Source organism: Streptomyces zaomyceticus, assembly GCF_014656215.1.
Lineage (GTDB): Bacteria > Actinomycetota > Actinomycetes > Streptomycetales > Streptomycetaceae > Streptomyces > Streptomyces zaomyceticus.
Genome location: NZ_BNBZ01000058.1, coordinates 1 through 17,901, shown reverse-complemented (window position 1 = coordinate 17,901; position 17,901 = coordinate 1). Strand labels below are relative to the sequence as shown.

Sequence of the window (17,901 nt, the reverse complement as noted above, 5' to 3'; positions counted from 1 at the left end):
TGACGCGGTGACGGAGACCGCCACGCTCGGAAAGAGGGCGGCCGCACGTCACCCACCCGAAGCCGGTCAACCCCCAGAACCCCGCCCGAACCCGCACCCGCCAACTCGCCCGCACCCACCCACCCACGCCCACCCACGCCCACCCACGCCCACCCACGCCCACCCACGCCCACCTACACCCACCAACCAACCAACCAACGCCCTCCGAACACCCCCCACCCGCCCGGGGGTTGGCCCCACCCTCCACCCGCGTGCCTGCCGGATGGGTTGATCCGACCCCGTCCGCGAGGCTGTGCGCATGACAACGAATCGCGGTCGGAAGACCCTGCTCCTCACCCTCTCCGCCGCTGCCGTCGCCGGCCTCGCCCTCGCCGGTGGTGGCGTCGCCCCCGCCGCTGCCGCCGGGCTGACCTGGGGGGACTGCGACCCCAAGGTCAAGCCCCTTCCCGGGCAGCAGTGCGCCGAGCTCTCCGTACCCCTCGACTACGCCGATCCCGACGGGGAGCAGATCCGGCTCGCCGTCTCCCGCCTTCCGAGCACCCGGCCCGAGGCCCGGCGCGGGACGCTCATGGTGATCCCCGGGGGGCCCGGCAGTTCCGGTGTTCAGCGGCTCGGGCAGAAGGGGGCCGCGCTGGCCGAGGAGATGGACGGGGCCTACGACCTGGTCGCCTTCGACCCGCGTGGCATCGGCGGCTCCGCGAAGGCGCGGTGCGGGCTCGCCGAGGAGGACCGGTGGATGGTGACCCTGCGCTCCTGGCCCGGTGCGGACGGGCGCATCGACGAGAACATCGCCCGCTCCCGGCGGATCGCCGAGGCCTGCGCCCGCAACGGGGGCGCGATGCTGCGCGGTCTGACCACCGCCAACCAGGTGCGTGACCTCGATCGGCTGCGGCAGGCGCTCGGGGAGCGGAAGCTGTCCGCCTGGGCCGTGTCCTACGGGACGTACGTGGCCGCCGCCTACGCCGAGAAGTTCCCCGGGCGCACCGACCGCTGGGTTCTCGACAGCAGCAACGACCCCGACCCGAAGCGTGTCGCCCGGGGCTGGCTCGAGGGCATGGCGCAGGGCGCCGAGGACCGCTTCCCCGATTTCGCGGCCTGGGCCTCCCACCCGGACCGGGCGAAGGACGGCCTGCGGCTCGCCCCGCGCGCGGAGGACGTACGGCCCCTGGTGCTCGGTCTCGCCGCCCGGCTCGACCGCGCGCCGCACCCGTCGAACAGGCCCGGCGTGCCGCTGACCGGGGTGATGCTGCTCCAGGCCCTTCAGCAGGCGCTGTACTCCGACACCTCCTTCGCGCCCTTCGCGCAGCTGGTCACGGCCGCGCTCGATCCGAAGGGCGAGCCCGTGCTGCCGCCCGAGCTGGCGGGTGCGATGCCCGACGAGGCCGCCGCCGTCACCGTGGGCGTGATCTGCAACGACGTCGACTGGCCCCGTGCGTCCGTGCGCGGTTTCGAGCGGGCGGTCGCCGCCGACCGGGCGCGGCATCCGCTCACCGCGGGCATGCCGGTGAACGTCACCCCGTGTGCGTACTGGAAGGGCGGGGCCGTGGAGAAGCCGGTCCGTATCACCGACCGCGGGCCGTCCAACGTCCTCATGATCCAGAACCTGCGGGACCCGTCCACCCCGTACGCCAAGGGGCTGCGGATGCGTGCGGCCCTCGGTGAGCGGGCGCGGCTCGTCTCCGTCGACCGCGGCGGGCACGGTGTCTACCTGGGGAACGGGAACGCGTGCGGGGACCGGGCGGTGACCCGTTTCCTGACGGAGGGCACCCGGCCCGCCGAGGACGTCCTCTGCAAGTGAGCGGTGGGTACGCGGGAGGGGCCGGTCGGAGTTCTCCGACCGGCCCCTCCCGCGCGGGCGACGGGTCAGACCTTCGCCGGCTCCGGCTCGGTCTCCGGGGCCTTCGCCGGCGTGCCGCCGCCCGTCGCCACCGTCACCTCCGCCGGTGCGGTCTCCGTGTCCACGTTGAACTCCTCCAGGAGCTCCCTGCTGAAGCCCCAGAAGTAGGTGGCCACGAATCCGGCCAGGTAGCCGACGAGCAGACCGCCCGCGTAGATCGCGATCGTCTCGCCCAGGCCCTTGTTGCCGTCGAGGAGCGGGAAGAGTGCCCAGCCGGACGGGCCGATCGCGGTCGAGCCGACCGTGTCGCCCAGCATGCTGAACAGTCCGACGAAGCCGCCGCCGAACGCGCCGCCGACGCAGGCCGTGACGAACGGGCGGCCGAGCGGGAGCGAGACGCCGTAGATCAGGGGCTCGCCGACGCCCAGGAGGCCGGCGGGGAGCGCGGACTTGATGGTGCGGCGGATGGAGCCGTTGCGGGGGAGCTTCAGGTAGACGGCCATGGCCGCGCCGACCTGGCCCGCGCCCGCCATCGCGAGGATGGGGAGGAGGACCGTGTAGCCCTGCTGCTCGATGAGGGTGGTGTGGATCGGGATGAGCGCCTGGTGCAGGCCCAGCATCACGAGCGGCAGGAAGAGACCGCCGAGGAGGAAGCCGGCTCCGGCGCCGGCGTTCGCGAGGAGCCAGTTGGCGAACTCGCCGATGGCGGTGGAGATCTCACCGGCCACGAACATCAGGCCGAAGATGGTGACGAGGCCCGAGACGAGCACGGTGAGGGTGGGGGTGACCAGGACGTCGAGGGATTCGGGCACCCAGCGGCGGCACCACTTCTCCACGTACACCGCGAGGATCGCCGCGCCGAGCGCGCCGAGCACACCGCCCTGGCCGGGGGAGAGCGTCTGGCCGAAGGCGTCGATCTTGGCGACGCCGGGGAAGACGATGATCGCGGCGACGGCGCCGCCGAGGATCGCCGTACCGCCGAACTCCTTCGCCGTGTTGTAGCCGACGAAGACCGCGATGAGGGCCATGAAGCCGCTGGCCATCGCGGCGAGGGCGGGGGTGACGCCGGGCAGCCAGCCGAGGTTGATGAGCAGGCCGTTGAGGCCGGCGATGATGCCGCAGCCGATGAGCGCGGGGATCAGCGGGACGAAGATGTTCGCGATCCGGCGGAGGAAGAGCTTGAACGGGGTGGCGTTCTTCGCCTTCTGTGCCGCCTTGAGAGCCGCGCCCTGGGCGGCCAGGTCGTCCGCGTCGTGCGACGGGGCCGCGGGGGCCGGCTTCGGGGCCGCCGCCACCAGGGCTTCGAGCTCCGGGGTCACCCGGGCGACGGTGCCCGGGCCGAGGACGATCTGGTACGTGTCGTCCTCCACCACACCCATCACGGAGGGAAGGGCCTTGAGGGCCTCGTCCCGGACGAGCGAGCGGTCGCGCAGTCCCAGCCGGAGGCGGGTCATGCAGTGGGCGACGGAGGAGATGTTCTCGGCGCCGCCGACGAGGGGGAGGATCGCGGCGGCGATGGCGCGGTTCTTGTCGTCTGTGCTCATGGTGCGGTGGTGCCTTGCTGTGCGGGGGCGGGGAGGTTCAGGGCTGCGCGTGCAGGGCGGCGCGCAGATGGCCCTGGGAGTGGGTGAGGCGCTGGTCGGCGCTCTTGGCATCGATGTCGGCGAGGATCATGAGGATCGCGGTCTTCACCTCGCCGTCGGCGGCGGCGAGGGCGGTCTCGATCTGCTCGTCCGGGGCGCCGGTGGCCAGGGCGACGATCCGTCGCGAGCGTGCCTGGAGCTTCTCGTTCGAGGCGCGGACGTCGACCATGAGGTTTCCGTAGGTCTTGCCGAGCCGGATCATGGTGATCGTCGAGATCATGTTGAGGACGAGCTTCTGGGCGGTGCCGGCCTTGAGCCGGGTCGAGCCGGTGAGCAGCTCCGGGCCGGGGACGACCTCGATGCCGTGTTCGGCGGCGGCGGCGAGCGCGCTGTCGGCGTTGCAGGACAGGCCGATGGTGAGCGCGCCGCGGGTGCGGGCGTGTTCGACGGCGCCGATGGCGTACGGGGTGCGGCCGGAGGCGGAGATGCCGACGACGGTGTCGTCCGCGGTGACGCCGAGCGCGGTGAGGTCCTGCTCGGCGAGTTCCTTGGAGTCCTCGGCGCCTTCGACGGCCTTGACCATGGCGGACGGGCCGCCCGCGATGAGGCCGACGACCTGGCTGGGGTCGGTGTTGAAGGTGGGCGGGCACTCGCTGGCGTCGAGGACGCCGAGGCGGCCGGCGGTGCCGGCGCCCATGTAGATGAGGCGTCCGCCGCGGGCCATGCGTGCGGCGGTGGCGTCGATCGCGGCGGCGATGGCCGGGAGCTGTCGGGCGACGGCCGCGGGGACGGTGGCGTCCTCGCCGTTCATGAGCGCGGCGATCTCGGCGGTGGGGAGCTGGTCGATCTCGGCCAGTTCCGGACGGAACGCCTCGGTGGTGAGCGTGGCCAGCTGGGCGCGGAGTTCGGAGTACGTAGCAGACACGTGCGGCTCTTTCGGTGCTGTGGTCGTCAGCGGGTGCGGGGCGAGTGGCGGTGGGCGAGGGCTTCGTACGAGGCGGCGAGGGCAGGGGCCGCCGTCTCGTACGTACGCTGGGTGACGCAGGTGAACAGGCAGTCCACGACGAGGAGTTGGCTGGTGCGGGACGACATGGCCGCGGGGCGGAGTTCGCTTTCGCGGGCGGTCGAGGTGGTGAGGATGTGGTCGGCGTACTGGGTGACGGGCCCGTCCGGGCGGCCGGTGATCGCGACCGTCGTCGCCCCGTGGTCGAAGGCCACCCGGAGCGGTTCTATGACGTCGCCGGTCGAGCCGGAGTGGGTGATGGCGATGGCGACGTCGCCGGAGCGGAGCTGCACGGCGTTGGTGACGGCGAGGTGAGGGTCGCTGTGGGCGTGGGCGAGGAGCCCGATGCGGAGGAGTTTCTGGCCGAGGTCCTGGGCGACGAGGCCGGAGGCGCCGACGCCGTAGATGTCGATGCGGCGGGCGGTGGCGAGGGCGGCGACGGCGGCGCCGAGCTGGACGGTGTCGAGTCCGGCGGCGGTGTCGGCGAGGGTCTGCTGCTCGTCGTAGGCGAGCTTGGCGACGACGTCGGCGATCGGGTCGTCGACGGCGATGTCGGCGGTGACGGCGGGTGCGCGCCCGGACTGCTGCTGGGCGGCGAGTCCGGCGAGGGCGAGCCGCAGGTCTCGGTAGCCGGGGTAGCCGAGGAGGCGGGCGGTGCGGACGACGGTCGCCTCGCTGGTGCCGGTGAGCTCGGCGAGTCCGGTGACCGTGAGCGCGGCGCAGCCGGCCGGGTCCCCGGCCACGGCCTCGGCGACCCGCTGCATGGAGCGGGTCATGGACGGCGCGAGGGTCCGCACCTTGGCCGCGAGGGCGGCGGGAGCGGGGGGAGCGTCGCCCGTGAAACTTTCCTTCACATCATTGGTCACATCTGAAAGATACTTTCGGACCGGTGGCGCGACAAGACCCCATCGGTCCCGGATCCGGGCAGGACCTTCGCCCTCTTTCGTCTGGTGGGCGCCGAACGGGTGACAATGAGTCCATGGACGACATCGACCCCGTGGAGCAGGCGCTCCACACCGCTCGCGCGCTGGTGATGGCCGACCTGGTGGCCCGGGAGGTCGCGGCCGCCGAGGTCGTGTCGATGGTGGAGGACGCGGTGACCCACCGGCGCTGGTGGGTCGAGCAGTGGCCCGAGGGCCTCACCTACGTCGCCGGTCTCGTCGCCCAGGACGTCCAGGACGCCCTGCTCGAACGGTACGGCCGCTGGCCGCTCTGCCCGGTCTGCTCGGCGGGCGATCCGCACGCCCTCGACGTGGAGCCCGAGCTGGGACCCGACCCGCACTGGGTCTGCGGGAAGCAGGGAGTGGTGGTCGCACCGGTGGGCGGCCTGAGATGAACGGGCCTGAGATGAACGGGCCCGAGGTGACCGGGCCCGAGGTGACCGGGCCCGAGGCGAGCGGGCGGCGTGCGGTGGCCGCGCTCCGGCCCGTGGCGGCGGAGGTTGCGGCGTGACCCTCTACATCGATCCGCCGACCTGGCCCGGGCACGGCCGCATGTGGTCGCACCTGGTCAGCGACGTCTCCTTCGAGGAGCTGCACGGCTTCGCCGCCTCGATCGGCGCCCCGCCGCGCGCCTTCGAGCGCGACCACTACGACATCCCGTCCGACCGGTACGCCGACGCCGTGGCCGGCGGCGCGGTCGAGGTCGGCTCCAAGGAGCTGCTGCGCCGTCTCACCGAGGCGGGCCTTCGCCGCCCGAAGGGGCGACCGGCCTCCTGACACCGGCGTGCGGCGCCCGAGGTGTACGGGTCAGGCGACGCGGGCGGCGATGGCGTGGGCGCAGTCGAGCGATTCGCGGTGGGTGGTGTCGACCTCGACGTCGTAGACCACGCCCCGGTGCACGGTCTCCGCCTGCTTCGCGGCCATGCCGGCGACCCGGTCGCCGCGGGCGGTCTCGCGACCCTCGGCGACGGCGCCGTCGCACCGGACGCCGACCCACAGCACGTCCAGGTCGCCGGTGGCGTTCCGCCATCGTTCCTGGGCGGCGGCTCCGCTCAGGAAGACGTCGTCGACGATGATCCGGGCGCCCGCGCGGGCCATCGCGACGATGCCCTCGGCCCAGGCGCCTTCGAGGGCGCGGAACTCGGAGCCGACGGTGACCCCTCCGTCGGCGTCGAAGTCGATGCCGTCGTCCGAGCTCTGCATGCGCAGGGGCATCGCGTCGATGAGGGAGTCGACCCCGAAGGCCAGCCAGGGGTCGGGCAGGACGGCCTGGAGGCACCGTACGATGCCGGACTTCCCCGCGCTGGAACCGCCGTTGAGGATGATCATCTGTGTCGTCACCGCGTCACAGTACGGCGGTGGCGGCGCCGTGCGAAGGGGATTTCGGCCGGTGTGGACCGGCCTCCCGCGGTGGTCCGGCCGGGTGTCAGAGGCGCGACACGGCCTTCTCGGTCCGCGGGGTGCCGGAGGTCACCACCCGGGACGGGGACCTGTGGAGCTTCAGGGCCACCGCCGCCGTTCCGAGGCCGAGGGCCGTCATCGCCGCGCCCGCCCAGGCGGTCGAGGCGAAGCCGAGGCCCGCGTCGATGACGGTGCCGCCGAGCCAGGGGCCGCCGGTGTTGCCGAGGTTGAACGCGGCGGTGGTGGTGGCGCCCGCGAGGGTGGGGGCGGCGCCGGCGACGTTGAACATGCGGGCGTTGAGCGCCGGGGCCGTGTAGAAGGCGGAGACGCCGAGGAGGAAGGTCAGCACGATCGTGGCCACCGGGCTGGACGCGAAGAGGGCCAGGGCGACCAGGAAGACGGTGGAGGCGGCGATGCCGGTGAGCAGCACCCCGAAGAGGTGGGCGTCGGCGACCCGGCCGCCGATCGTCGTCCCCACGACGGCGCCGATGCCGAAGAGCCCGAGGACGCCCGAGACCCAGGCCTTGTCGAGCCCGGAGACGTCGGTGAGCAGCGGGGCGAGGTAGGAGAAGGCGCAGAAGACGCCGCCGGCCGCGAGGGCGGTGACGGCGACCGAGAGGAGGACCTGGCGGTCGCGGTAGATGGCGATCTCCCGCTTGAGGCGGGGCTTGGTCTCGGGGAGCGGGATGCGGGGGATGCGGGTGACCACGCCGACGAGCGCGATCGCGGAGGCGGCGCCGACCGCCCAGAACGCGGAGCGCCAGCCGAGGTGCTCGCCGAGGAAGGCTCCGGCGGGGACGCCGAGGACGTTGGCGATGGAGAGGCCGCCGATCATGACCGCCATGGCGCGGGCGCGTGAGCCGACCGGGACCATCGCGATGGCCACGGCGGCGCCGACCGCCCAGAAGCCGGCGCAGGCGAGGGCGCTGATGACGCGGGACGCGAAGAGGATCGCGTAGTTGGGGGCGAGGGCGCCGGCTATCTGGCCGAGGCCGAAGACGGTGATGAGCGCGATGAGGGTCGTCTTCCGGGGGAGCCGGAGCGTCGCGACGGCGAGCAGGGGTGCGCCGACGACCATGCCGATCGCGAAGGCCGAGATGAGCAGCCCGGCGCGGGGGATGGAGACGTTCATGTCCTCCGCGATGGGCGGCAGCAGACCGGAGAGCATGAACTCGCTCGTGCCGAGCGCGAAGACGGACAGGCCGAGGATGTAGACGGCCAGCGGCATGCGGGCGGCGGGGGAGGGTTCGGGGGTCGGCGTGGGGGGCTCGGCGGCGGCGCTCGTGGGCTCGGCGGAGGAAGACGGCATGACATGGGTCAACCAGGGGTTTGTTCCTGTCATTCCCGGATCGCGGGGGATCTCGGCATGCGGACGGCCGCCGTGCGGGGAGTGGCGTCCGGCGGCCGCGCAGGGGGCTGTGAGGCCTTCGGTGTCGTAGGGATCTCGCCGGTGGCGGGGTGTGTTCCGCGTTACGGTTCGACGTCGGCCGACGCGCTTCCGGACGTGTCCGTCAACGCGGCGAGTTCCCGTTCCAGGTTCTCCCGCGCCCTCTCCTCCCAGACCGCCGCCCCGTAAGGCGTACGGAAGAGGCGGGGCAGGTCGAGGAGCTGGCGGAGGACCGCCGCGCGGCCTTCGCGGAAGGCGTCGTCGGGGACGAATCCGTACTCCTCGCGGACCGCCGCCGTATACCCCCCATACGTATCGGGGCCGGTCGCCAGGATCGCGAGGTCCGCGTCGCAGAGGGTCTCGCCGTTCAGGTCGCCGGGGGCCGGGTCGTGGGTGACCGTCAGGCGGACCAGGCGGGCGACCTCGGCGACCTCGTGCGGGGTGAGTCCGGCCTCGGTGAGTGCCTTCTCGGCGAGGACGGCCGAGCGTTCCTCGTTCTCGGAGCGCTCGGGTCGGTAGACCGCGTCGTGGAACCAGGCGGCGAGTCGTACGAGTTCCAGCTCCCCGCCCTCGCCGCCCTGGTCGGCGAGTTCGTCGATGCGGTCGAGGACCGCCCGGAGGTGGTCGACCGTGTGGTAGCGGCGCTGCGGCTCGGCCCAGCGGGCCAGCAGGTTGCGGCCGTACGGGGTGGGGTCGGCGCCCCCGCGGCCGGCGCGGGCGGCGCGCAGGGTGGCGTTCCAGCGCTGGAGGAGCGCGGGGTCCGGGGGTGCGGTGCGGTCGTGCCCCTGCTCGGCGTTCTTCGCGTGCTCTTCCTCGGCGGTCATGGGGGCATTCTGCCCGCCGGGCGGCGCGGAAGCGGCGCTTCCCCGCCCGGGAGGCGGTGCTCCTCCCCTGCCTTCGTCGCCGCTCCCGCTTCACTCTTACATACCCCCCATGGGTATGCTACGGTGCTCCGCACAGGTACCCCCTAGGGGTATGCCCCGAGGTTCGGTCGGACCGCTCGGGGGTCGCAGCGAGCGAAGGGTCAGGGCAATGTCAACCGTCAATCCCCGGCGCTGGTGGGCACTTGTCGTGCTCGCCGCCGCACAGTTCATGGTCATCATGGACACGTCGATCATCGGGGTCGCGCTCCCCGAGATGCAGAAGGACCTGGGCTTCTCGCAGAGCGAGCTCCAGTGGATCTTCAACGCCTATGTGATCGTCTTCGGCGGCCTCCTGCTCCTCGGCGGACGCCTCTCCGACCTCATCGGGGCCCGCAAGATCTTCGTCGCCGGCTGGGCCGTCATGATCGCCGGATCGGTCCTGGCCGCCGCCGCGCAGACCGCCTGGGTCGAGATCGCGGGCCGCGCCGTCCAGGGCGTCGGCGGTGCGCTCATCGCACCCTCCGCCATGACCCTGCTGATGATCCTCTTCATGCACGACCCGAAGGAGCTCGGCAAGGCGATGGCGCTCTACGGCGCGGCCGCCCCCGCCGGCGGCACCGCGGGCGTCTTCCTCGGCGGAGTCTTCACCGAGTGGATGAGCTGGCAGTGGGTCTTCATCATCTACATCCCGATCGGCCTCGCGACCCTCGCCGCCACCAAGCTCCTCCCGAACGTCGAGTCCCGCCGCGGCTCCGTCGACGTCCTCGGCGCCGTCGCCGTCACCGCGGGTCTCGCGCTCGCCGTCTTCGCCGTGGTCCGCGCCCCCGAGGTCGGCTGGGGCTCCACCGGCACGATCCTCCAGCTGATCGGCGCCGCCGCCCTCCTCGTCCTCTTCTTCGTCATCCAGAAGAGCATCGGCGAGCCGCTCATGCCGCTCAGCGTCTGGCGGGTCCCGCGCCTCGGCTCGGCCAACCTGGCGATGACGCTGCTCGGCGCCGCCTGGATCCCGATGTGGTACTTCCTCAACCTGTACCTCCAGCAGGTCCTGGGCTTCGGCGCCTTCGAGTCCGGTGCCGCCCTGCTCCCGATGACCGTGCTCCTCATGATCTTCATGACGGCCATCACGGCCCGGCTCATGATGAAGGTCGGCGCCAAGCCGCTCATCGCCGGCGGTCTGCTGGTCCTCGCCGCCGGTCTGGTCTGGCTCGCCGCCGTCCCGCCCACCGGCTCCTTCCTCGTCGACGTCCTGCCGGCCTCGCTGGTCGCCGCCCTCGGCATGTCCCTCGCCTACATCCCGGCGATGATCGCCGCCATGTCCGGCGCCCCGCAGGAGCAGGCCGGCCTCGCCTCCGGCATCGTCAACACCACCTACAACGTGGGCTCCGCGCTCGGCCTCGCCGCGCTGACCGCCGTCGCCATGTCCCAGGGCGCCGACCAGCTGGGCAACCTGCCCGCCCTCACCGACGGGTTCTCGGCCGCCTTCATCGGCGCCGCGGTCGTCGCCGCCCTCGGAGGCGTGATCACCCTCCTCGTCATGAAGAGCGACAAGGCCGTCGCCGCCGAGGCCGCCGCATCCGCCCCGCAGGGAGAGAAGGTCTCCGTCTGAACCGCCCCGAAGGGGCCGCCCGATGTCCGTCACCAGGACGTCGGGCGGCCCCTTTTCCGTACCGGGAAAGGAAAGCCGTGGAACTGAGCACCCGCGCCGTCCATGTCGTCAACGAACCACTCCCGAGCGGCAGTCGGCCGCTCTCCGTGCCCCTGGTGCAGTCCTCCGCCTTCGCCTTCGAGTCCGCCTCCGAGCTCGCCGAGGCCATGGCCGGACCCGACGGGCGGTACGTCTACAGCCGGCGCGGCAATCCGACCGTGCGGGCCCTGGAGCAGACCCTCACCGGCCTGGAGGGCGGCGCCGGGGCCATCGCCTTCGCCTCCGGCATGGGGGCGATCAGCGGGGTCCTGCTCGCCCTGCTGCGCCCCGGCGACCGGGTGGTGGCCCAGCGCTGCCTGTACGGCGGGACCCATGCCGTCCTGGGGGACCTGGCCGAGCGGTACGGGATCGAGGTCGTACGGATCTCCGGCGACGATCCCGCCGAGTTCGAGGCCGCCGCCGTGCACCCCGCCACCCGGCTGCTCGTCCTGGAGACCATCGCCAACCCCACCGGACAGGTCCCCGACCTGCCGGGGCTGCTCGCCGCCGCCCGCGCGCTCGGGGTGACGAGCGTCGTCGACAACTCGCTCGCCTCGCCCGTGCTGTGCCGCCCCCTGGAGCACGGCGCCGACATCGTCGTCCACTCCACCACCAAGTACCTCTCCGGGCACTCGGACGTCCTCGGTGGCGCCGCCGTCTTCGCCGACGACGAGCTGCGCCGCCGGATCTGGCCCCGGACGGTCGAACTCGGCGCCTGCGCGGACCCGTTCGCGGCCTGGCTGACCCTGCGCGGGATACCCACCCTGCCGCTGCGGATGCGCGAGCACTGCGCCAACGCCGCCGCCCTCGCCGAGCGGCTCGCGGGCCACCCGGGCGTCACGGCCGTCCACTATCCCCGGCTCCCCGGCCACCCCTCGTACGAGCGCGCCGGGAAGGTGCTCTCCGCCGGCGGCGGGCTGCTCTCCTTCGAGCTCGCGGGGGGCAGGGAGGCGGGCCGGTCCTTCGTCGAGCGCGTCCGGGTGGCCAGGCTCGCGCTCTCCCTCGGCGGGGTGGAGAGCCTGGTGACGCATCCCGCGTCCACCTCCCACCGGGAGCTGGACGAGGAGGCTCTGGCCGCGGCCGGGATAGCTCCCGGCCTGGTGCGGATGTCGGTCGGCATCGAGGACGTCGAGGACCTCCGGGCCGATGTCGAACAGGCCCTCGGGCGACCTCCCCACGACCCCGCCCAGAAGCTTCTTTTGGGTTGACAAAATAAATGGTCGATTCGTAGATTGGTGGGTGCCAGGGAAAGACCACTCCTAGGTCAAGGGGGGCGCGCGATGCGCTACTTCGAGGACTTCCGGCCCGGCGACGTCCACGAACTGGGCGCCGTCACCGTCACGGCGGAGGAGGTGCTGGAGTTCGGCAGGCGCTTCGACCCGCAGCCCTTCCACACGGACCCCGCGCTCGCGGAGCAGTCGCCCTTCCGCGGACTGATCGCGAGCGGATTCCACACCCAGGCGATGTTCATGCGCCGCTACGTCGACGGACTGCTCGCCTACAGCGCCTGTATGGGCTCGCCCGGCATCGACGAGGTCCGCTATCTGCGGCCCGTCCGCCCGGGCGACGTCCTCACCGCGCGCGTCGAGATCCTCGGTTCCACCCCGTCGCCGTTCAACCCCGCCACCGGCACCGTCAAGCCCCGGTGCACCCTGGTGGCCTCCGACGGGACGGCCGTGTTCAGCATGATCCTGCACAGCATCTTCCGCCGGCGCCCCGCCGACTCCGAGGCCGACCATCTGTCGTCGATGCCCGCGGCCGAGGACCCCGTCGCCTGTGCGCGACCGGCCAAGACCTGTGTCCCGGTCATGAGCGCCTGACGAACCGTCCTTCGTCGGGCCCCTGAACACGGCCGTCCGTACACCCGGACCCGTCCGACCCGTCCGTACGTCCGGGCCCACCGTTCACCCGGACCCGTCGTTCACCCGGACCCGTCCCGAGCCCCGTACATCCACCGAAGTGAAGGGGGGACCTCCTGTGGAGGCCGTATCCCGCACCGCCCAGTGGACCGCCGCCGCGCGCGCCCTGGAGACCGAGCGCGAGGACCGGCTGTTCGCCGATCCCTACGCGCGCACCGTCGCCGACCGCATCGGCTTCGAGCTGCTCGAACGCTATGCCGGGGGCGGCACCGTGCCGTTCCTCGCCATCCGCACCACCTACCTCGACCGGGCCGTCGTCCAGGCGGTGGAGGAACGCGGCATCCGCCAGGTCGTCTTCCTCGCCGCCGGCATGGACACCCGCTTCTTCCGGCTGCCCTGGCCCGACGGCGTCACCGTCTACGAGCTCGACCGCCCGGCCCTCCTGGAGGCCAAGGCCGAGATGCTCGAGGACGAACCGCGGCCCGCCGGCCGCACCCGGATCACCGTCCCCGTCGACCTGACGCAGGACTGGACCGGCCCCCTCAAGGAAGCGGGCTGGAAGAGCGAGGAACCCGTCCTGTGGGTGGTGGAGGGACTGCTGTTCTTCCTGCCGGAGCAGGCCGTACGCACCCTCATATCGACGCTCTCCGCGCACGCCGCTCCCGGCTCCGTGCTGCTCGGCGACGTCATCTCGCGGGCCGCCCTGGTGAACCCGCTGGCCCGCACCTTCCTCACCGCCCTGAAGGACGACGGCAACCCGTGGCTCTTCGGCACCGAGGAGCCCGAGGCGCTGCTCGCCGACTGCGGCTGGGCCGTACGGGAGGTCAGGCAGCCCGGTGAGGAGGGCGCCGACTTCGACCGCTGGCCCTACCCGGTGCCGGCCCGTTCCGTCCCGGGCGTGCCCCGGTCCTTCCTGTTCACCTGCGACCTGCCGGGCCCCGGCTTCGAGGAGGAGGCGGCATGAGCGCCCACGACTTCCACCAGCGGGTCATCACCGACGCCGGCGCGGCCGTCCGCGGTCTGACCGTCGCCCTCGGCGAGCGGCTCGGCCTGTACCGGGCGCTGGCCGAGCGGGGGCCGCTCACCTCCGGGCAGCTCGCGGAGGCGACCGGCACGAACGAGCGGTACATCGAGGAGTGGCTGCACGCCCAGCTCTCCGCCGGGTACGTCGAGCGGCACCCGAGCTCCCTCACGTACACGCTCCCCGCCGATCACGTCGAGGTCCTCGCGGACCCGAAGGCCGTCACGTACGCCGCCGGGTTCTTCACCGCCCTCAAGGCGCTGTACGCCACCGAGGACCTGCTCGTGGACGCCTACCGCACCGGCGACGGCGTCGGCTGGGCCGAGCACGACGCGGCCCTCGACACCGGCATGGGCTCCTTCTTCCAGCCGACGTACGAGCACAAGCTCGTCCCCGACTGGCTGCCCGCCCTCCACGACGTCACCGGCAAGCTGGCGGGGGGCGGCACCGTCGCCGACGTCGGCTGCGGCGTCGGCCACACCACGCTGCTCATCGCCAGGGCCTTCCCGAACGCCACCGTCCACGGGTTCGACTACTCGGAGGAGGCCATCGCGATCGCACGGGGGCTCGCCGAGGAGGCGGGACTCTCCGAGCGGGTCGTCTTCGAGGTCGCCTCGGCCGACGACTACCCGGGCTCCGGCTACGACCTGGTGTGCTTCTTCAACGCCCTGCACGACATGGGCGACCCGGTCGCCGCCGCCCAGCACGTCCACAAGTCCCTGGACGCGGACGGCACCTGGATGCTCGTCGAGTCGAACGTGTCCCCGGGGGACGTGGATGCCCGGACGCCCGCCGCCCGCATGTTCATGGCCCTGTCCGCCGTCATGTGCCTGCCCGTCGCGGTCGCCCAGCGCGGCCCGCACGCACTCGGCAACCACTCCGGCGAGAAGGCCTTCCGGGCCATCGCGGAGGAGGCCGGCTTCACCCGCTGGCGGCGTGCCACGGAGACCCCGGTGAACGCGGTCTACGAAGTCCGGCCCTGAGAGCCCTGTGCCCCGCACCCCTTGAGCCCGAGGGCGAGTGAGCCGAAGGGGGCCGTCGGGGGAACGCGTCCGAGACCGCGGAGTTCCCGAGGAACGAGGGAGCGAGCACGTACGGACGCGTGAGCCCGACTCAAGGCCCCCGGAGGCGAACCGAGCCCCGAAAGAAGAGGAGCACCACCATGGGCGCCACCGCCCCCCTGCCCGTCACCGACCGGTTCATGGAGGTCCTGGAGCGGCTCAGCGAGCGCTCCGTCGAGGACTACTACAACCCGTACCAGACCTTCCAGTGGCCCGAGACGCTGGAGGAGAACCGCTTCTGGATGACCCCGGAGCTGCTCACCGTCCACGGCACCGAGCACTACGACACCCTCGGCGAGGAAACGCTTCAGCGGCTGTCGAAGTGGGAGTCCGTCAACTTCTACAGCCTCAATGTGCACGGCATCCGCGAGCTCCTCATCGAAGTCGTCGGCCGCATCCACATGCCCGGCTTCGAGGTGCCCTCGGACTTCTTCCACCACTTCATCGGTGAGGAGAACGAACACATGTGGTTCTTCTCCGAGTTCTGCCGCCGCTACGGCAACAAGATCTACGGCTCCACCGGGATGCGCGCCGACGCGGCCTGGGAGCCCGAGGTCGAGAACTTCCTCGTCTTCACCCGGATCCTCTTCTTCGAGGAGCTCGTCGACCACTACAACGCCCGGATGGCGAAGGACACCTCGCTCTGCCACACCATCCGCGAGGTCAACCGCATCCACCACCAGGACGAGTCCCGCCACATCGCCTTCGGACGCGAGCTGGTCTCCCTCCTGTACGGCCGGATGTGCCAGGCGGTGAGTGCCGAGCGGGTCCGCGAGGTGGAGGCGTACCTCAAGCGGTACGTCGTCTACAGCGTCAACTCCCTCTACAACCCCCACGTGTACCGCGACGCCGGCATCCCCGACCCGCTGGCCCTGCGCAACGCGCTGGTCGCCGACCCGCGCCGCCGCCCCCACGAGCGCAAGGCCATCCGCAAGCCGCTCGCCTTCTTCCTGAAGACCGGGATCTTCTCCGACGACACCCTGCCCGTCGTCTGAGCGGCCGGGGCCCGTCCGACCGCCCCCGCCCGGTCGCAGCCGAGCGCCGCCGCCACGGTGACTCCGGCCCACCCGAGAGGTGAAGAGAACATGACCGTGACGACCCCCGCGCACGCCGGGGAGACCGTGGGCCCGTCGAGGGGCCTCCCCTCGCTCGGCCCCGAGGGGACCCGCCTGCTGCGGCTCCTCGACGACACCTTCGAGAGCTGGGGAGTGACCGCGGGCGCCCGCCCGATGACCATGCCCCCGCTCCTGCCGGCCGCCGACCTGGCGAAGCTGGACTACTACGACAACTTCCCGCACCAGGCCGTCCTCGCTGCCCCGCTCGACCTGGAAGGACGCCTCACCACCCCCTTCGACGGCGAGCACGGGCAGTGGCCCGCCGCCGCCCTCGAACCGGCCCGCCTCGGACTGCCCTCGGCGTCCTGCTACGCCGTCTACCTCGACCACCGGGGCACCCGGGTCGCCGACGACACCCTCGTCACGATCTGCTCCTGGTGCTTCCGCAAGGAGACCCACTACGAGGGCATGCGGCGCCAACTCGGCTTCCGCATGCGGGAGATCGTCGCCCTCGGCGCCCGCGAGCACGCCGAGGCGCACCTCGGGGACTTCACCGCCCGCATCCAGGACTTCGCCGCGGCCCTCGACCTGCCGCTGCGCAGGGAGGCCGCCTGCGACCCCTTCTTCGACAAGGGCGGCTCGAAGGCGCTGCTCCAGCGGCTCACCCCGGTGAAGCACGAGTTCCTGTACGAGGACCTGGCGATCGCCTCGGTCAACACCCACCGGAACTTCTTCGGCGACCGGTGCGACATCACCCTGGAGTCGACCGGCGGACCGGCCTTCACCAGCTGTGTCGCCTTCGGTCTCGAACGATGGCTGTCCGCACTGACCCGGCGCCACGGCAGCTGGGACTCCGCCACCGAGGCGGTGCTCGCCGCGAACGCCCGGACGCGGGCCGACGCGAGTGGCGCGGCCGGGCCGGTGATCTGACGTGCCGGCCCGTCCCGCCGCCCCGCCGGCGGGCGGCCTGGGGTGGGCGAACCTCGGCATGGACATCGTGTCCGTCAACCGTGTCCGTAGGCTCCTCGCCCAGTACGGGGAGCGGTTCTTCGAGCGGATGCTCACCCCCGGCGAGCTCGCCGACTGCCGTACCTCCTCCGGGCTCGACGTACTGAGCCTGTGCGGGCGGATCGCGGCCAAGGAAGCGGCCTTCAAGACCTTACGGGTCAGGGGCAGGTTCCTGCCCTGGCCGGACATCGTCGTGCGGCGTTCCGAGGGCGGCTGGCCGCTCGTGGAACTGCACCGGGCGGCCGCCGAGATGGCCGCCGAGTCCGGCATCACCGAGATCACCGTGTCCATCAGCCACGACGTGGACTACGCGGTGGCGGTGGCCGCCCCGATCATCGCCCCCGCCCCCTCGTACGCCCCCACCCCTTCCGTATCCAGCAGCAGCTAAAGGAGAGCAACCATGGCCGACGGCCTGCAGACGGTGAAGAACTGGATCCTCGACCGTCACCCCGAGCGCGACGACATCGCGTCCGACCTCGACCTGATCGAGAACCGGCTCATCGACTCGCTGTCCTTCGTCGAGTTCGTCTTCCTCCTGGAGCAGGAGAGCGGCACCGCGATCCGGATGGAGACCCTGGAGGTCGAGTCCATCCGCACCCTCGGTGCCATCGAGCAGCACTTCTTCAAGGCCCCGGCGGAGGTCCAGGCATGAGCCGCCGCCTCTTCACCTCGGAGTCGGTGACCGAGGGGCACCCCGACAAGATCGCCGACCGGATCAGCGACACGGTTCTCGACGCCCTGCTCGCCGAGGACCCGTCCTCGCGGGTCGCGGTGGAGACCCTGATCACCACCGGTCTCGTGCACATCGCCGGCGAGGTCACCACCACGGCGTACGCGCCGATAGCGAAGCTGGTGCGCGAGGCGGTCCTCGACATCGGCTACGACTCCTCCGCGAAGGGCTTCGACGGCGCCTCCTGCGGGGTCTCGGTGTCCATCGGCGCCCAGTCGCCGGACATCGCGCAGGGCGTCGACACGGCGTACGAGTCCCGGGTGGAGGGCGCGGGCGACGAGCTCGACGCGCAGGGCGCCGGCGACCAGGGCCTGATGTTCGGGTACGCCTGCGACGACACGGCCGAGCTGATGCCGCTGCCGATCGCGCTCGCCCACCGGCTCTCGCGCCGGCTCACCGAGGTCCGCAAGAACGGCACCGTGCCCTATCTGCGCCCCGACGGGAAGACCCAGGTCACCATCGAGTACG

The 17,901-nt window shown here is 72.2% G+C and carries 19 protein-coding genes; 13 read left to right on the top strand and 6 right to left on the bottom strand.

Features of this window, described 5'->3' with window-relative positions; genetic code table 11:
- The first annotated feature begins 298 nt into the window (after positions 1–298).
- A complete protein-coding gene (locus IE311_RS35920) occupies positions 299–1,798 on the top strand; it encodes an alpha/beta hydrolase (protein ID WP_189836104.1) in 1,500 nt (499 codons plus the stop codon).
- A gap of 65 nt (positions 1,799–1,863) precedes the next feature.
- On the opposite strand, the gene IE311_RS35915 is transcribed toward IE311_RS35920, so the two are convergent.
- Genes IE311_RS35915 through IE311_RS35905 form a run of 3 tightly spaced genes read right to left on the bottom strand, consistent with a single transcriptional unit; the run spans position 1,864 to position 5,289 of the window.
- Positions 1,864–3,381, bottom strand: a complete 1,518-nt coding sequence (locus tag IE311_RS35915; RefSeq protein ID WP_189836103.1) for a PTS transporter subunit EIIC — start codon at positions 3,379–3,381, stop codon at positions 1,864–1,866.
- 37 nt (positions 3,382–3,418) lie between these two features.
- Entirely contained in the window at positions 3,419–4,345 is a 927-nt protein-coding gene (murQ, locus tag IE311_RS35910; RefSeq protein WP_189836102.1) for an N-acetylmuramic acid 6-phosphate etherase, read from the bottom strand.
- Between the two features lie 26 nt (positions 4,346–4,371).
- Positions 4,372–5,289 (bottom strand): MurR/RpiR family transcriptional regulator, encoded by a 918-nt coding sequence (locus IE311_RS35905; RefSeq protein WP_189836101.1) that lies wholly within the window; start codon positions 5,287–5,289, stop codon positions 4,372–4,374.
- Between the two features lie 113 nt (positions 5,290–5,402).
- Here IE311_RS35905 and IE311_RS35900 point away from each other — a divergent pair, with 113 nt between their 5' ends.
- Entirely contained in the window at positions 5,403–5,759 is a 357-nt protein-coding gene (locus IE311_RS35900; RefSeq protein WP_189836100.1) for a hypothetical protein, read from the top strand.
- A 112-nt stretch (positions 5,760–5,871) separates the two neighbouring features.
- Positions 5,872–6,141, top strand: coding sequence for a DUF4031 domain-containing protein (locus tag IE311_RS35895; RefSeq protein WP_189836099.1), 270 nt, complete (start codon positions 5,872–5,874; stop codon positions 6,139–6,141).
- 30 nt (positions 6,142–6,171) lie between these two features.
- On the opposite strand, the gene cpt is transcribed toward IE311_RS35895, so the two are convergent.
- The 3 genes from cpt to IE311_RS35880 form a co-directional block, all read right to left on the bottom strand.
- Positions 6,172–6,693, bottom strand: coding sequence for a chloramphenicol phosphotransferase CPT (gene cpt / locus IE311_RS35890; protein WP_189836106.1), 522 nt, complete (start codon positions 6,691–6,693; stop codon positions 6,172–6,174).
- Positions 6,694–6,790: 97 nt separating this feature from the next.
- Positions 6,791–7,993, bottom strand: a complete 1,203-nt coding sequence (locus tag IE311_RS35885; RefSeq protein WP_189836105.1) for a Cmx/CmrA family chloramphenicol efflux MFS transporter — start codon at positions 7,991–7,993, stop codon at positions 6,791–6,793.
- A gap of 242 nt (positions 7,994–8,235) precedes the next feature.
- Entirely contained in the window at positions 8,236–8,976 is a 741-nt protein-coding gene (locus IE311_RS35880; RefSeq protein ID WP_189836098.1) for an HD domain-containing protein, read from the bottom strand.
- Positions 8,977–9,184: 208 nt separating this feature from the next.
- On the opposite strand from IE311_RS35880, the gene IE311_RS35875 reads away from it, so the two are divergent.
- The 10 genes from IE311_RS35875 to IE311_RS35830 all read left to right on the top strand — a co-directional run.
- Positions 9,185–10,621 (top strand): MFS transporter, encoded by a 1,437-nt coding sequence (locus tag IE311_RS35875; RefSeq protein WP_189836097.1) that lies wholly within the window; start codon positions 9,185–9,187, stop codon positions 10,619–10,621.
- A gap of 77 nt (positions 10,622–10,698) precedes the next feature.
- Positions 10,699–11,907 (top strand): trans-sulfuration enzyme family protein, encoded by a 1,209-nt coding sequence (locus tag IE311_RS35870; RefSeq protein WP_189836096.1) that lies wholly within the window; start codon positions 10,699–10,701, stop codon positions 11,905–11,907.
- Positions 11,908–11,979: 72 nt separating this feature from the next.
- Positions 11,980–12,519, top strand: a complete 540-nt coding sequence (locus IE311_RS35865) for a MaoC family dehydratase (protein WP_189836095.1) — start codon at positions 11,980–11,982, stop codon at positions 12,517–12,519.
- Between the two features lie 157 nt (positions 12,520–12,676).
- The gene (locus IE311_RS35860; RefSeq protein WP_189836094.1) at positions 12,677–13,522 is read left to right on the top strand and encodes a class I SAM-dependent methyltransferase; all 846 of its coding nucleotides are present in this window, start codon (positions 12,677–12,679) and stop codon (positions 13,520–13,522) included.
- Complete coding sequence (locus IE311_RS35855; RefSeq protein WP_189836093.1) at positions 13,519–14,562, top strand: class I SAM-dependent methyltransferase; 1,044 nt, start codon at positions 13,519–13,521, stop codon at positions 14,560–14,562. Before IE311_RS35860 ends, IE311_RS35855 begins: the two co-directional genes overlap by 4 nt.
- A gap of 179 nt (positions 14,563–14,741) precedes the next feature.
- Entirely contained in the window at positions 14,742–15,635 is an 894-nt protein-coding gene (locus IE311_RS35850) for a diiron oxygenase (RefSeq protein ID WP_189836092.1), read from the top strand.
- Between the two features lie 90 nt (positions 15,636–15,725).
- On the top strand, positions 15,726–16,625 hold the full coding sequence (locus IE311_RS35845) for a class-II aminoacyl-tRNA synthetase family protein (RefSeq protein WP_189836091.1): 900 nt from the start codon (positions 15,726–15,728) through the stop codon (positions 16,623–16,625).
- Between the two features lies 1 nt (position 16,626).
- A complete protein-coding gene (gene acpS / locus IE311_RS35840) occupies positions 16,627–17,091 on the top strand; it encodes a holo-ACP synthase (RefSeq protein ID WP_189836090.1) in 465 nt (154 codons plus the stop codon).
- A gap of 12 nt (positions 17,092–17,103) precedes the next feature.
- Positions 17,104–17,355, top strand: a complete 252-nt coding sequence (locus IE311_RS35835) for a phosphopantetheine-binding protein (RefSeq protein WP_189836089.1) — start codon at positions 17,104–17,106, stop codon at positions 17,353–17,355.
- The coding region (locus IE311_RS35830; protein ID WP_308439854.1) for an S-adenosylmethionine synthetase N-terminal domain-containing protein at positions 17,352–17,901 on the top strand (550 nt) is incomplete at its 3' end. The genes IE311_RS35835 and IE311_RS35830, both read left to right, overlap by 4 nt.